10 protein-coding genes and 1 tRNA gene are annotated in these 13753 nt (G+C 67.9%); 6 read left to right on the top strand and 5 right to left on the bottom strand.

The window, feature by feature from the left end; genetic code table 11:
- Window positions 1–53 precede the first annotated feature (53 nt).
- Entirely contained in the window at window positions 54–671 is a 618-nt protein-coding gene (locus OCH7691_RS03905) for a DUF6962 family protein (RefSeq protein WP_139839505.1), read from the bottom strand.
- A 113-nt stretch (window positions 672–784) separates the two neighbouring features.
- On the opposite strand from OCH7691_RS03905, the gene OCH7691_RS03900 reads away from it, so the two are divergent.
- Entirely contained in the window at window positions 785–1201 is a 417-nt protein-coding gene (locus tag OCH7691_RS03900) for a PaaI family thioesterase (RefSeq protein ID WP_085883484.1), read from the top strand.
- Window positions 1176–3035: an adenylate/guanylate cyclase domain-containing protein gene (locus OCH7691_RS03895; protein WP_085882082.1), complete on the top strand. Its 1860-nt coding sequence runs from the start codon at window positions 1176–1178 to the stop codon at window positions 3033–3035. The genes OCH7691_RS03900 and OCH7691_RS03895 overlap by 26 nt, the downstream gene beginning before the upstream one ends.
- Window positions 3036–3061: 26 nt before the next feature.
- On the opposite strand, the gene OCH7691_RS23480 is transcribed toward OCH7691_RS03895, so the two are convergent.
- On the bottom strand, window positions 3062–3910 hold the full coding sequence (locus OCH7691_RS23480) for a NifU family protein (RefSeq protein ID WP_217807782.1): 849 nt from the start codon (window positions 3908–3910) through the stop codon (window positions 3062–3064).
- A gap of 146 nt (window positions 3911–4056) precedes the next feature.
- Between OCH7691_RS23480 and OCH7691_RS03885 the strand changes: the two genes are divergently transcribed.
- The 3 genes from OCH7691_RS03885 to OCH7691_RS03875 all read left to right on the top strand — a co-directional run bounded on the left by OCH7691_RS03885 (window position 4057) and on the right by OCH7691_RS03875 (window position 7877).
- On the top strand, window positions 4057–4878 hold the full coding sequence (locus OCH7691_RS03885; protein ID WP_085882081.1) for an enoyl-CoA hydratase: 822 nt from the start codon (window positions 4057–4059) through the stop codon (window positions 4876–4878).
- A 288-nt stretch (window positions 4879–5166) separates the two neighbouring features.
- Window positions 5167–6099 carry a LysR family transcriptional regulator gene (locus tag OCH7691_RS03880; protein WP_217807781.1) on the top strand — a complete coding sequence of 311 codons (933 nt, stop codon included), beginning with the start codon at window positions 5167–5169 and terminating at the stop codon, window positions 6097–6099.
- Window positions 6096–7877: an SLC13 family permease gene (locus OCH7691_RS03875; RefSeq protein ID WP_085882079.1), complete on the top strand. Its 1782-nt coding sequence runs from the start codon at window positions 6096–6098 to the stop codon at window positions 7875–7877. The genes OCH7691_RS03880 and OCH7691_RS03875 overlap by 4 nt, the downstream gene beginning before the upstream one ends.
- Window positions 7878–7890: 13 nt before the next feature.
- Here the strand turns inward: OCH7691_RS03875 and OCH7691_RS03870 are convergent, their stop codons facing one another.
- Window positions 7891–9246 (bottom strand): amidase, encoded by a 1356-nt coding sequence (locus OCH7691_RS03870; protein WP_085882078.1) that lies wholly within the window; start codon window positions 9244–9246, stop codon window positions 7891–7893.
- A gap of 34 nt (window positions 9247–9280) precedes the next feature.
- Window positions 9281–12223: an ankyrin repeat domain-containing protein gene (locus OCH7691_RS03865; protein WP_085882077.1), complete on the bottom strand. Its 2943-nt coding sequence runs from the start codon at window positions 12221–12223 to the stop codon at window positions 9281–9283.
- Between the two features lie 457 nt (window positions 12224–12680).
- On the opposite strand from OCH7691_RS03865, the gene OCH7691_RS03860 reads away from it, so the two are divergent.
- The gene (locus tag OCH7691_RS03860) at window positions 12681–13415 is read left to right on the top strand and encodes a response regulator (RefSeq protein WP_217807780.1); all 735 of its coding nucleotides are present in this window, start codon (window positions 12681–12683) and stop codon (window positions 13413–13415) included.
- Between the two features lie 38 nt (window positions 13416–13453).
- On the opposite strand, the gene OCH7691_RS03855 is transcribed toward OCH7691_RS03860, so the two are convergent.
- Window positions 13454–13528, bottom strand: a tRNA-Gly gene (locus tag OCH7691_RS03855).
- Between the last annotated feature and the right edge of the window lie 225 nt (window positions 13529–13753).

The following is a 13753-nucleotide window of genomic DNA, read 5'->3' as shown; positions in this document are numbered from 1 at the left end:
CTCGGGCAAACTATTTTATACTTAAAATAATTTGCCGCAAGGCTGCCCTTCCCTCAGCGCGTCGGGCGGATCGCCAGTCCGAACATCACGACCCCGACCGTCAGCAGCAGGTGATAGGCATTGAGCCCGTTCAGGCCGACCAGTTCGGCAGCCGGGCGGGCGGCGTAGGCGGCGACCAGCAGGAAGACAACGGCGAGCAGCAGCAGGTGGGCAACGCGCGGCCGCGCCGTCCACTGGCGAAGGACGGCGCCGAGTATCAGCAGAATTGCGACCGCCCGGCCGGCGATACCGACATCGCCGACACCGGCAACCGCCGCCGCGGCGACCGCACCGACCAGAGCCCAGGCGACCGGCGTCTTCCAGTTTGCCGGCACCGTGACGAGATGGCGGAGCGCCACCGACGCCGCGATCAGCAGGATGCCGGCCCCGCCGGCGAATGTCGAAACGAAGCGATGGACCGGTTCGAGAGCATCGATGCCGCCGTAGCGGAGGGCGCCGACCAGCGCCGCGAAGGCAATTGCCGCGAAACCGATCATCCAGGGGATCATCTCCGGTCCGGACGGCCGCCAGCCGCGCCAGAATGCCCAGCCGGCAGCGGCGGCGAGCAGCAGTTCGAAGATGACCACGCTTCCCATCACGCAACTATGCGCGTCCGCTCCGGGGCTGTCCATCGACCCACAGTCCCTTGACGCTCCGCCGGCGCTGCCCGTATCAAGTTGCGCGGGCGCTGCCGGTCGGGATCGACACGGGCGGATCGCCGGACAACAAGGGGGAGGCCCGGCTCATGACCCTCGACGAAGCGAACGAGGTGCTGCGGGAACGGTTCGCGCCGTGGATTCAGGACCTGCGCCTGGCGATCGAGGCGATCCACGACGGCCGGGTCCGGATGCGGCTTCCGAACAGCCCGCATATCGCGCGGACCGGCGGCATGATCTGCGGCCAGGCGCTGATGGCGACCGCCGATACGGCCATGGTCTTCGCGGTCGCGAGCCGCTTCGGCGGCTTTCGCGAGATGGCCACGGTCACCCAGAATACCTCGTTCCTGCGCGCCGCCCGGGCCGGCGACCTGATCGCCGAGATCCGCATCCTGAAAGCCGGACGGACGCTCGTCTTCGGCGAGGCGACCATGACCGTCGAAGGCGAGGACGAGCCCGCCGCGCACGCCACCATGACCTATGCGATCGCGCCCGCGAAAGCCTGACAGCGCCGAGGCCGGTGGCCCGCGCAAGCGGATCACGCGGCTTTCGATTGCCAGCGCGCTGGCGCTCGCACTCGGCCTGCTGACCCTGACTGCCGTGGCCAGCGTGCTCGCGGTCGGCCTCTACACCAGTTTCAGCAATACCCGCGATCTCGGTCAGGACGTCGCTCGTCTCGCCGTGCAATCGGCCGTCGACAGTATCGAGAACCATCTCGATCCAATCGAGGCGCAACTCGGCTACCTCGCCGAACTGACCTATGTCGGTGCCGTCGATCCGACCGATGACCGCGATCTCCGGCGGACAATCCGGGCCGCTCTCTCGGCAACGCCCGACGTCGCCGCGGCCGGTTTCGTCGATACGAATCTGCGGCTCCGCTACATCGTCCGCGAGAATGGCCAGTTCGGTTCCGAGGATCTCGCCGCCGACCCGATCGCGATCGCGATGCTGGAGGCCATCAGCCGCAATGCATCGCCGCTCTGGGGGCCGGTGATCTTCGAGCCGGATACCGGCAAGCCGATTGTCTGGTTCGTCCAGCCCGTAAACCGCGACGGCAGGCTGATCGGCGCTTACCTGGCGGTCGTTCCGACCACCGCCTTCACCACTTTCCTGGGTGCGAGCAAGGCACTTCCCGGCGGCACCAGCTTCATCCTCTACGACGATCATTATGTTCTCGCCCACAAGGATCTGCCGGCGGCGCTGGCCACCCTCGGCCCCGACAGGCCGCTGCCGCCGCTCGCCGAGTTCAGCGACCCGGTGCTGCGGGAGATGTGGAACCCGGAGAACCCGAAACTGGGCTTCATCGCCAACATCTCGGAGGTCCAGGGCCACAGGACCCGCTCCCGCCCGGGCGAGGGGCATTTCTTTCTCTACAGGACGCTCTATGGCTATTCCGACAAGCCGTGGCAGGTCGGTGTCTATTACCGGGATGACCAGATCGGCGCGGAATTCAATCGGCTGATCGCGAGCACGGTGACGGGTTTCGTCATCCTGCTGCTCGCCATCGCCGCCGCGATCCTGCTCGGCCGGCGGATCGCCCGCCCGATCGAGGCGCTGGCACGCGCCGCCTCGCAGATCTCGCGCCTCGACTTCGCCCGGGTCACGCCGTTGCCGCATACCCGTTTCCGCGAACTCAACAATGCCGCCGACGCCTACAACTCGATGCTGCGCGGGCTGATCTGGTTCGAGCGCTACGTGCCGAAACGCCTTGTCGAGCGACTGGTCGCGACCGGCCCGGAAGATTCCGAGGAACGCGAGGTCACGGTGATGTTCACCGATATCGTCGGCTTCACCAGGCTCGCGGAAGGACTGTCGGCCTCGCGCGTCGCCAGCCTCCTGAACCGGCATTTCGAGACGATCACCGCCTGCATCGAGGCGGAGGATGGCACTGTCGACAAGTTCATCGGCGATTCGGTGATGGCCTTCTGGGGTGCGCCGGAGGCCCAGCCGGACCATGCGCTGCGGGCCTGCCGGGCAGCACAGGCGATCGCCGCCGGCGCGGAAGCCGAGAATGTCCGGCGCCGGCGCGACGGCGAGCCGCCGATCCGGCTCCGGATCGGCCTTCATTCCGGCCGGGTCGTGGTCGGCAATATCGGCGCGCCGGGGCGCATCAACTACACGGTCGTCAGCGATACGGTGAATGTCGCCCAGCGGCTGGAAGCGCTCGGCCGCGAGATCGACGACACGAATGACTGCATCGTGCTCGCCTCGGGCGACACCCGTGAGGCCGCCCGGGCGCTGGACTGGCAAACGGTGGGCGACCGGGATATCCGCGGCCGCAGCGGCCGCATCGACGTCTACCGCCTCAGAGGACTACGGTCCGCCACCAGCCGGACCTGACCCGTCGGTCAATCGCGTAGCGGTATTCAGGCCTGGTAGTAGGGGTTGTTGCCGCTTGCGTGGTCGGTGACGTCGAGCACCGCCGAGATGTCCGGGAATGCCCGCTTGATCTCGACCTCGACACCCTGCTTCAGGGTCACGTCCGCCATGCCGCAGCCGTGGCAGCCGCCCTCGAGACGGATGAAGACGCGATCGTCCTGCACGTCGACCAGGGCGATATGGCCGCCGTGGGAGGCGACCGACGGATTGATCCGCTCGTCCAGGAAACGGGCGATCGCCTGGCCGCGGTCGGTACCGAGACCCGGCTTCGGCAGCGATTCGCGCCAGTCGCGGACTGCCTGGATCTCCGGCAGGTAGTGGCGAAGCATGTTTTCGATGCCGGCTTTCATCTGCAGGCCGGCGCCGGCCAGATGCAGGTAGAGGATCCCGTCGCGCACCCACTTGTATTCGATCTCGCCGCCGCTCTGTGTCACTGCCGGTCGGATCCGGGTGGTGATCAGGTCGATCAGCTTGGCGCGGACTTCCGGGTCGGCCTCGTCCTCGAGACTGTCCGCAGGCGCCGCCTCGGGCGCATCGGAGACCTCGGGGGCCTCGACGAGCACCGGATCGCCGCTCGTGAAATGCTGCATGATCGCGCCGAGAACGGCCGGCTTCATGCTCACCCAGTCGGCCGACGATGTGCGGCTGACGACGATGCTGTCGCCGTCCAGCGTGACGCTCTCGACACCGTCGACGGCGAAGATCCGTTGCGCCAGTGGCGAGGCGGAAGCCGCCTCCGCGTCGGCGAATCGCTTGCGCCCCTGATCGAGCACCGCGCGCCCGGGGAAGAAGCCGATCGTGCGTCCGTCGTCGCGTGTTTCGGTCTGAATGAACATCGTCCCACCTTCCTGTCGTCGCCATGCGGGGCGCAACCTGCCCATAACCTAGAAAGACTCACGACAAAGTCAAAAGGTCATACGCTTGCAAAGCGTCCCGACGCATGCTCCGATACCGGCTGGGGACAACCAGAAAGCCAGTCAGAATGTCTGATATACCCGCGCCGCGCGTCGAGACGGCGATCGCGGATCACGGCGGCGGCCGGATCGCGACGCTTACCTTCGACAACAGTGGCAAACTGAACACGGTCGGCAGCGCCGAGGTTGCACGGCTCCGCATGGCCTTTGGTGCCGTGCGGGAGGTGGATAATCTGCGCGCCGTGATCCTGACCGGGGCCGGCGGGCGCGCCTTCATCGGCGGCGCCAACATCTTCGAGATGGCGACACTCGAGCCGGACAGCGCACGCCGATTCATCACCGCCTTGCACGCGCTATGCGCCGATATCCGCGCCCTTCCGGTCCCGGTCGTCGCGCGTATCGAAGGGTTCTGCCTCGGCGCCGGTCTCGAGGTCGCGGCCGCGTGCGACTACCGCGTCGCCGCGCACGGCAGCCAGTTCGGCATGCCGGAGGTTCGCGTCGGCATACCCTCGGTTATCGAGGCGGCCCTGCTGCCGCGCCTGATCGGCATGGCGGCGACCGCCGATCTGCTGCTCACCGGGCGGACCATCGACGCCGGCGCGGCGCGGGACATGCGCCTCGTCAACCGGATCGTTCCGGCCGACGCGCTTGACCAGGCAATCGCCGCCTGGATCGACGAGATCCTGCCGGCCGGCCCGAAAGCGGTCGCCGACCAGAAGGCGCTGATGCATGCCTGGGAGGAAATGCCGCTCAGTGCCGGGATCCAGGCGGGAATCGACGCCTTCGCATGCTCTTTCGAAAGCGACGAACCTCGACGTATGATGGACGACTTTATCCGCAGGCAACGCACTCGCCGCGCGGAGAAATCGAGCGGCGACGCAAGCGGCTGACGCGGAACGATGCGGCGAGCGCGCTGGATACGATGTCGAGCACCTGGCGGACACCGCCCCGAACAGCCTGGGCATGCAGGTCGCGGCCACGCTCGAGAGCCTGCCGGATCGGGTCGTCTGCCAGCGGGTGACGTGGGAAATGGCTTGGGGTCATTGGACTGATTCCTGTTTGCCGAATGCCACTACCGACTTTATGTCGCTTTGTCTGTGTCGGATAAATAGAAGGTTTTGGAGCATCATCGATGCTGTACATGCAAAGACGGAATACCGATGGATAGCGAAACGGGTATGAGACTCCTCACGACGGCGGTCGAGGCAGGCAGTTTTTCCGCTGCCGGTCGCCAGCTCGGTCTGGCGCCGTCGTCGGTATCGCGGCAGATCAACGGGCTCGAGGACAAGCTCGGCGTGCGCCTGCTCAACCGCTCGACGCGCAAGCTCAGCCTGACCGAAGCCGGGCTGATCTACTATCAGCGGGCGAAACAGGTCCTGGCCGATATCGAGGAGGCCAATCTCGCCGTCACCAAGCTCGGCGCCTCACCGACCGGCAGCCTTCGGGTGACCGCGCCGGTTGCCTTCGGCCGCTTGCATATCGCGCCGGCGATCCCGGAATTCGTCGCCCGCCACCCCGAGGTGAGCGTCGACCTGATCCTGACCGACAACATCATCGACCTGATCGAGGCCGGCATCGACCTCGCGGTGCGGATCGCCGAGCTCAAGGATTCCAGCCTGATCGCCCGCAAGCTCGCCAACAACAACCGCGTCGTCTGCGGCAGCCCGGACTATTTCCGCAAACACGGCGTGCCCACGACGCCGACGGAACTCGAACGCCACAACTGCCTTCTCTACAAGCAGACGGGCCACCAGGACACCTGGCGGTTCCGCTGCGAGGACGGCATGAAGGAAATCCGCGTGAGTGGCAATCTGCAGTGCAACAATGCCGAAGCGCTGCTGGCCGCGGCGCTGAACGGGCTCGGCATCGTGCTGCTCTCGTCCTGGATGGTACAGTCCGATATCGCGAGCGGTCGGCTGGTGCAGATCCTGCCGGACTACACGGCCAGCCCGAGCGCGCTCGACACGGCCATTTACGCGGTCTTCTCCCACAACCGCCACCTTTCGCCGAAGGTTCGCGCCTTCGTCGATTTCCTCGTCGAACGCTATGCCAGCCGGACCGAGTGGGACATCCCGCCGGTCGTGCGCCCCGGGCTGGTGGAGGCATCTTGACGGTCGAACAGCAGATCATCTCCGGCATCGTCGCCTGCGCGCTGGTTTTCTTCATCCACGGCCGCTGGCGCTATGACCTGGTCGCTCTCGCGGCCCTGCTCGCCGCCGTCTCTTTCGGCCTCATCCCGATCGACGAGGCCTTCGCCGGATTCGGCCATCCCGCGGTGATCACCGTGATCGCCGTGCTGATCGTCTCGCGCGCACTCGCCAATTCGGGCGCGATCGAGTTCATTACCGGACTGATCGAGCCGGCGACACGCACGACCACAACCCATATCGCCGCGCTCTCCGGAATCGCCGCGGCCTTTTCCGCCTTCATGAACAATGTCGGTGCGCTGGCGCTGCTGCTCCCGACGGCCATGCAATCGGCGATCAAGGCGAAGCGTCCGCCGGGCATCCTGCTGATGCCGCTCTCCTTCGGCTCCATCCTCGGCGGCCTGATCACGCTGATCGGGACCCCGCCCAACATCATCGTGGCGACCTATCGCGGGCAGGTCGGCGACGGGCCGTTCGAGATGTTCGACTTCACGCCCGTCGGGCTCGCCGTGGCGCTCGCCGGCCTCGCCTTCATCACGCTCGGCGGCTGGCGCCTGATCCCGCGCTCGCACAAATCCCGCGCCAACACCGCCGCGCTCTACGAGATCGAGGAATATGTCAGCGAGCTGCGGGTCACCGAGGATTCGAAGGCGATCGGCCTTACGGTCCGCGAGCTGGAAGACAAGAGCGGCGACGACGGGATCCGGATCGTCGGCCTGATCCGCCGTGAGCAGCGCCGCTTCCACGGCCTGCCCTGGCTGCGGCTGGCCGAGGGCGACCTGCTGATCGTCGAGGCCAATCCGACGGCGCTGGAGAAGCAGCGCAAGGCCTACAACCTGAAATTCGTCGGCATCGAGGGCAGCCGCAGCGACCTGCTGAAATCCGACGACGTCACCGTGATGGAGGCCGTGGTACCGCCGCGCGCCAAGATCGAAGGCCGGACACCGAAGGAAATCGGCCTGCGCCGCAAGCACGGCGTCAATCTCATCGCGGTCTCGCGCCAGGGCCGTCCCTTTCGCGACAAGATGGACGCGATCCAGTTCCGGGCGGGCGACGTCATGCTGCTGCAGGGCGACGCGGAGGCGCTGCCCGACGTGATCACGGCGATCGGCTGTCTGCCGCTCGCCGGCCGCGACTGGGTTCTCGGCAAGCGTCATCTCGCGCTGCCGGCTGCCGGCATCTTCATCCTGGCCGTGACCGCCGCCGCGCTCGGCTTCGTGCCTCTGGTGCTGGCGCTTTGCCTGGCGGCGGGTGCCATGGTGATGATCAACGTGGTGCCGCCGCGGGAACTCTACGACGCCGTCGACTGGCCGGTCGTCGTCCTGCTGGGCGCGATGGTGCCGGTCGCCGGCGCCCTCGAATCGACCGGCACGACGGAATTGCTGGCCGAGCAGATCCTCGCCTTCTCGCGCGATTTCGGCCCGGTGGTGATCCTCGGCATCATCCTGGTTGTCACGATGACGCTTTCCGACATCATGAACAATGCCGCGACCGCGGTCGTCATGGCGCCGATCAGCTACGGCCTCGCCAACAGCCTCGGCGTCAATCCCGACGCCTTCCTGATGGCCGTGGCGCTGGGGGCAAGCTGCGCCTTCCTGACCCCGATCGGGCATCAGAACAACACGCTCATTCTCGGCCCCGGCGGCTATTCCTTCGGCGACTACTGGCGGCTCGGGCTGCCGCTCGAGCTGCTGATCGTCGCCGTCGGCCTTCCCGCCCTGATCACCGTCTGGCCACTCTGAGCGGAATGCCCGCTCAGGCCTCGCGGGGCGCGACGACTGCCTCGACCGCGCGGGCGATCGCGAAGAGCCGGCGATCGGCACCGTTCGCCGCCGTCAGCATCAGTCCGACCGGGGCGGCGCCGGTCTCATGGCAGGGAATGCTGATGCCGCAGACATCGAGAAAATTGAAGGCGGACGGGTTCCGGAGCATCAGCAGGTTGGTTCGCCGATAGGCCGCCTCGTCCGCCTGCAGCGGCGCGATCGGTGCGGCGATCGTCGGCACCGTTGGCATCATCAGCGCGTCCAGGCCGGCCGTTTCGGCGGCGAATTCCGCGATCATCGCGCGGCGCTGGCGGAGCAGTTCGATATAGTCGGCGGCGCAGTGTTCGCGGCCGGCGAGAATGCGCGCGGAGACGTTCGGGTCGTAGCGGTTGGCGCCCGTCGCCAGCAGATCGCGATGCCAGTGAAAGGCTTCGGCCGAGGCGATGCCGCCATTGCTGTTGAGCGCCGGCAGGCGTTCGAGCATGGCGAGCGGGATATCGATGACCCGGAGCCCGGCGGCGGACAGCGCTGAACGCGCCCGCTCGAAGGCGCGGGCGACATCGTCGTCCATGCCTTCCATGACATAGTGGCCGGGCACCCCGACGGTCAGCCGGTCGAGCGGAAACGGTGGCGGCGGCGCGACCTCCGCCTCGCCGGCGATAACCGCATCGAGCAGGGCGCAGTCGGCGACAGTCCGGGCCAGCGGTCCGATCGAATCGAGGCTGGTCGAGAGCGGCACGGCACCGTCCCGGGACACCCGCTGCTGGCTCGGCTTGTAACCGACGATGCCGCAGAGCGCGGCCGGGATCCGGCAGGAGCCGCCGGTATCAGTGCCGATCGTGCCGAGCGCCATGCCGTCGGTGACCGAAACGGCGCCGCCGGCACTGGAGCCGCCGGGAATCCGCCCGGTCGCCCGGTCGAACGGATTTCGCGGCGTCCCGTAATGGGGGTTGAGGCCGAGCCCGGAATAGGCGAACTCGGTCATGTTGGTACGCCCGACGAGGACCGCCCCGGCGCCGCGCAGGCGGGCGACGATCGGCGCGTCGGCTGCCGCCACGGGGCCGTCGCGCAGCACCACCGAACCGGCCGGCGTCGGCTCACCGGCGACGTCGAAGAGATCCTTGATCGAGATCGGAATACCCTGCAACGGCAACGGTGCATGGCCGGCATCGCGGAGCATGTCGGCTGCCCGCGCGGTCTGCAGCGCCCGATCCGCGTAAAGCCGGGTAAAAACCCGCTCCCCCTCGCCGGCCGGATCGCGGGCGCGGTCGAGCGCCGCCTCGGTCAGGGCAAGCGACGTTGTCTGCCCGGCCCGAAGCGCCACGCGCGCCGTTTCGATATCGCGCATTGTTCCCCCTTGTCGAACCTTGTCGCGCCGGCGCTCAGTTGGTGGCGCGGGCGATCCGCTGGGCAAGGGTAATGCGTCCGTGGCGAAGTGCAATATCGGCCGCACTGGCACCCCCGGCATTCACCCGGGTCGGATCGGCGCCGCGCCGCAGAAGCTCCTCGGCGAGCGCGGCCTCGCCCATCGTCGCCGCAGCCATGAGCGCGGTTTCGCCGGTGCTGTCCGCATGGTCGATCTCGGCCCCGGCCTGGAGCAGCAGCCGGGCCGCCGGCTCCTGGCGGCGGGCAATCGCCTGGAGAAGGGCCGTCCGTCCGTTCTCGTCCGCCGCGTTGACATCCGCGCCGGCCCGGATGAGGGTGGCGACCGCCGAAACATGGCCGTTGACGGCGGCGGCGATCAGCGGGCTCTGACCATCCTGGTCACGGCTGTTGAGGTTGGCACCGGCAGCGACCAGTTGCCCGAGCATCGCCTCGTAGCCGCGCGCCGCGGCGACCTGAAGCGGGGTTCGCCCCTCGCCATCGCGGGCATTGACGTCGGCACCGGCCTCGAGCAGCAGGGCGACCACCGAAGAGCGGCCGTCCCAGACCGCGCGCAGCAACGGAGTCCGGCCATCCGCGTCGCGCCGGCCGAGCTCGGCCCCCCGGTCGAGCAGCCAGTCGACGGTCTCGGTCTGGCCTTCCGCCGCCGCGTGCATCAGGAGCGTCCAGCCACGTCCGTCACGCTGGTTGACATCGCCGCCCGTCGCAAGCCAGGCCCCGAGAGTCGAGAGATCGCCGCTCCCGGCAGCCGTCATGGCGCGCCCGGTCTCGGGCCGCGCCAGCCCGGTAGGATCGGCCGACGCGGTCACCGTCGCCCCTGCGACGCCGGCCTTCTCGCGGGCCTTGTTCAATGCCTCCAGCGCCTCGTCGTTTCGCGGATCGACGAACAACGCCTTTCGGTACTGCCGGAGCGCCGCATCGTACTCGCCGCGGGCCATCGCCGAACGCCCCCAGAGCAGGAAATCCGACTTCAGCCGGTCGAGTGCCGCGAGCGCGGTCTCGTTGTCGGGCGCCTGTTCGAGGACCGCCTTGTAGCTTTCCACCGCGTTGTTTCCCGGCGGCACGGTCAGTTGCTGGTTCTCGGCCAGGGTCGCGGCGCGCGCCAGCAGCGTATCGACTTCGGGAGAAAGCTCGGTCTTCTTCGGGTCGGCCGGCGAGGCGATCTGCTGTTCAGCGGCCGGCGTTTCCACCGCCGCGGCCGGGCGATCTGCGACCGCCGCCATGATCCGGTTCCGTTCGGCCGTGACCGTCGCAAGCTGCTGCTCGAGCCGCGCGATCTTGCCGTCCGCCTGTTCGTAGAGGGTTTTCTGCCGCGCCAGGTCACGCTTCAGGCCGGGCACGGTATCGGCGACCGTCTTCAGGCGGTCCAGATCGTCGCGCAGCGTGCCGATCTCGGCCCGGAGCGTATCGTTCGCGGCCTTCGCCTCGGCGAGCGAGCGGGCCGCTGCGCGGGCGTCGCTTTCCGCTCCCGTGGCCAACTCGGCCGCGCTGCCACGGGCCGCTTCGACGCTCGCCAGCCTGCTCTCCATTTCGGCGAGCCGCGACCTTGCCTCGGCAAGCTGCCGCTGCGTCGTGCCGAAGGCCACCGCCTGGTCACGGATGCGCTGACGCGCGGCTTCGAGATCGCTGCGCAGTGCCTGCTCGGTTTCCTTGACGGTCCGCAGCCGGACCGACAGTCCGTCGCGCTCACCGATGACAACGCCCAGATTGGCCGTCAGATCGTCGATCGCGCCCTCGAGGGTCTCGGCACGCAGGCGCAGCACTTCCTCCGGATCGGGCATGGGCACGTCCAGCCCCGTACCGACTGGCATCGGATCGGCCTCGGCCGGTGCCGGCGCCTGGTCGGCGGCCGGCTGGGCCGAACTCGGGTTGACGGCGGTCGAACCGCTGCCCTGGAACAGGCCCGCGACCCTGTCGATGTCCCATCCGGACCGCGTGAGAACCGCCAGAACCAGCCCGGCCACGACCAGCGGCGGCAGGATGGTGGCGGCGAGCAGCAGACCACGCCGTCGTTTCGCCGGCAACGGTTGCTTCCGTGGCGGAAGGCCCGGCCGATCCTCGGGACGATGGAAGTCGCCGGCCGCCGGGCGTATCGCGGCAGGCGCGGCTTCCGCCTTCGGCGCGGGCGACGTCGCCGGAGGGAGCGGGACGGCGACCTGTTCCGGCACGATGTGCTCGGCGCCGACGCGCGGGGCACCGCGCTCGCTGGCGGCAATGAGGCCCCGCTCGGCATGCCGGGCAATTGCCTCCGGCCGGCCTTCCCCGATCTCGGTCAGACGGACGATCGCCTGCGGCTCGAACAGGCCTTCGCTGCTATGTCCGACCTGCTCGAGACAATTGTCGATGAACTCCTCGGCCTCGACGATCGACAGCGGGCCGATCGTGTAGGTTTCCGCCCGGCGGGCCAGCAGGTCGCCCGGCGCCGCGGCCTCGAAGCGGGCCGGAAAGGCGTCGCCGCCGGCGAGAACGACGCGCGGCATGCGTTCGCGCGGGCCACTGGCCGGGAAGATCCGCGCGAGGCCGCGAAAGAGATCGTCGGCGGCGCAATCGGCGTTGTTCAACAGGATCAACGGCGGCCGGATCGCCGCGCATTCGGCCATGATGAAGGCGAGCAGGGCCGCCTGGTCGGTGCCGGACTTGCCCGGCGCACGGAAATCGAGCAGGCGGGCCGCCTCGTGCACCAGGTCCTCGAACCCCATGCCGGCGGCATCCAGGACGATCCGCCTGGATTCGCCGTCGCGATCCTCGGCAAGCGCCTGGAGGAGCGCGGTCCGGGTGGCGGCGCTGTCGCCGGCCAGAAGATAGATCGCCCCGGCACGCGCCAGGCTTCGCCCGATCGATCGCCGGAGGCGCTCGTTGGCATCGAGCGCCAGAAGGCTGTGACGCATCGTGGACGCGGCAAAAGGCGCGTCGCGCAGGCCGAAATGCTGCGTATAGGCCATTAGAGAAATGTCCCCGGCTTTCTCACTCGTGACGACTGTTCACTCGGATACGAGGTGCCGACGGAAAGCTATCGAACAGGCCATCGGGACACGGCCCCGATCATGGACCGGGGCACACCCTAACCACATAGACAGCGGCTCCGCCAGCCCCGGTTCGGGCGGCCTCCGTAACCGTGGCCGGAAGCGAACTTCCGGCTCCTGAACAGGTGACGCGAACATTCGTTCCATCACCCCACATGTGCCAGCGGCGTCCGGTGATTCGCGCCCGGCTGTCCCTTTCCCCGGAACGCGCGACTGGATATGCTGGATATGGCACATAGGCGGGAACCGCGCAACTCCGCGGCGCCGCGCTGTCCCAGTATCGAATTCGCGTGCCCGGTATCCCGATCGCAAGCTTTTGACAACAAGTGTCGGGCAACCATGCCAGACACAAGTGCGCAGGAAGACAGACGGCGACGTGACCCAATCCGATCCGACGAAGCGAGACATCCGGGTCCTGATCGTCGAGGATGACGCCGATCTGCGCCTGATGGTCGCGACATTCCTGTCCAGCGAGGATATGGCGGTCGTGGAAGCGGCCTCGGCGCGGGACATGTGGCGTCGCCTCGACGAGGACGATATCGACTTCATGCTCCTCGACGTCAATCTGCCGGACGCCGACGGGATCGAGCTGCTCGGCACGCTGCGCGGCCGGTCGGAAGTGCCGGTCATCATGATCACCGCATACGATACCCCGATGGACCGCATTCGCGGGCTCGAGATCGGCGCCGACGATTATATCGGCAAGCCCTTCGAACTGCGCGAGCTGCTGGCGCGCATGCGCAGCGTGCTGCGGCGCTACGCGCCCGCCCCGACGCCGAAGGAAAGCGGCGGCATTCTCGGTTTCGGACAATGGACGCTCGACCTGACACGCCGTCGCCTTGCCGACGCAGCCGACCGGGAGATCACGCTGACCAGCGGCGAGTTCGACCTGCTGCGCTGCCTGGCGCAATCGGCCAACATTCCGCTCAGCCGCGACCAGCTCATGGACCTGACCCGCTCGCGCGACTGGACGCCTTACGATCGTTCGATCGACGTGCTGATCGGCCGGCTGCGGAAAAAGATCGAGACGAACCCGAACACGCCCGAACTGATCAAGACGGTGCGCGGCATCGGCTACGTGCTGGCCGCGCCGGTCAGTCGCCTGGACTGACGCGGCGGCGCAAGGCGCTACTGGCAATACCGGGAAGCTGGAGCGGGTGAAGGGGATCGAACCCTCGACATTCTGCTTGGGAAGCAGACGCTCTACCACTGAGCTACACCCGCGCTCCGACCGTTACTTAGCATGACCTCCAGTTTCGGCGGAAGGCCCAAATCGCCTTGACCCCGCCGGAATAGGCCGCGGGGCCGCAATCGGCGGCGATCTCGCGGGCGGCGGTCACGGGATCGCGATGCGGCGTTATTTCCGTGGCCGGCAAAAGTGCGTAAGGTGCGCCGGAGCAACACGAATCCTGCCGGAGTTCCGAGATTGTGACCTGTAACACGCGTATC

Origin of the sequence: Oceanibacterium hippocampi (assembly GCF_900172325.1) — a bacterium.
In the GTDB taxonomy this organism is placed as follows: domain Bacteria; phylum Pseudomonadota; class Alphaproteobacteria; order Sneathiellales; family Sneathiellaceae; genus Oceanibacterium; species Oceanibacterium hippocampi.
Note: the sequence above shows the minus strand (reverse complement) of the source record. Positions and strands in the feature narration are given on the sequence as shown.

Bases quoted from the DNA above. Each gene is read 5' to 3' on its own strand.
- OCH7691_RS03880 (WP_217807781.1), top strand. From the start codon at position 5,167: ATGAGACTCCTCACGACGGCGGTCGAGGCAGGCAGTTTTTCCGCTGCC.
- OCH7691_RS03895 (WP_085882082.1), top strand. From the start codon at position 1,176: ATGCGATCGCGCCCGCGAAAGCCTGACAGCGCCGAGGCCGGTGGCCCG.
- OCH7691_RS03865 (WP_085882077.1), bottom strand. From the start codon at position 12,223: ATGGCCTATACGCAGCATTTCGGCCTGCGCGACGCGCCTTTTGCCGCG.
- OCH7691_RS23480 (WP_217807782.1), bottom strand. From the start codon at position 3,910: ATGTTCATTCAGACCGAAACACGCGACGACGGACGCACGATCGGCTTC.
- OCH7691_RS03870 (WP_085882078.1), bottom strand. From the start codon at position 9,246: ATGCGCGATATCGAAACGGCGCGCGTGGCGCTTCGGGCCGGGCAGACA.
- OCH7691_RS03885 (WP_085882081.1), top strand. From the start codon at position 4,057: ATGTCTGATATACCCGCGCCGCGCGTCGAGACGGCGATCGCGGATCAC.
- OCH7691_RS03900 (WP_085883484.1), top strand. From the start codon at position 785: ATGACCCTCGACGAAGCGAACGAGGTGCTGCGGGAACGGTTCGCGCCG.
- OCH7691_RS03905 (WP_139839505.1), bottom strand. From the start codon at position 671: ATGGACAGCCCCGGAGCGGACGCGCATAGTTGCGTGATGGGAAGCGTG.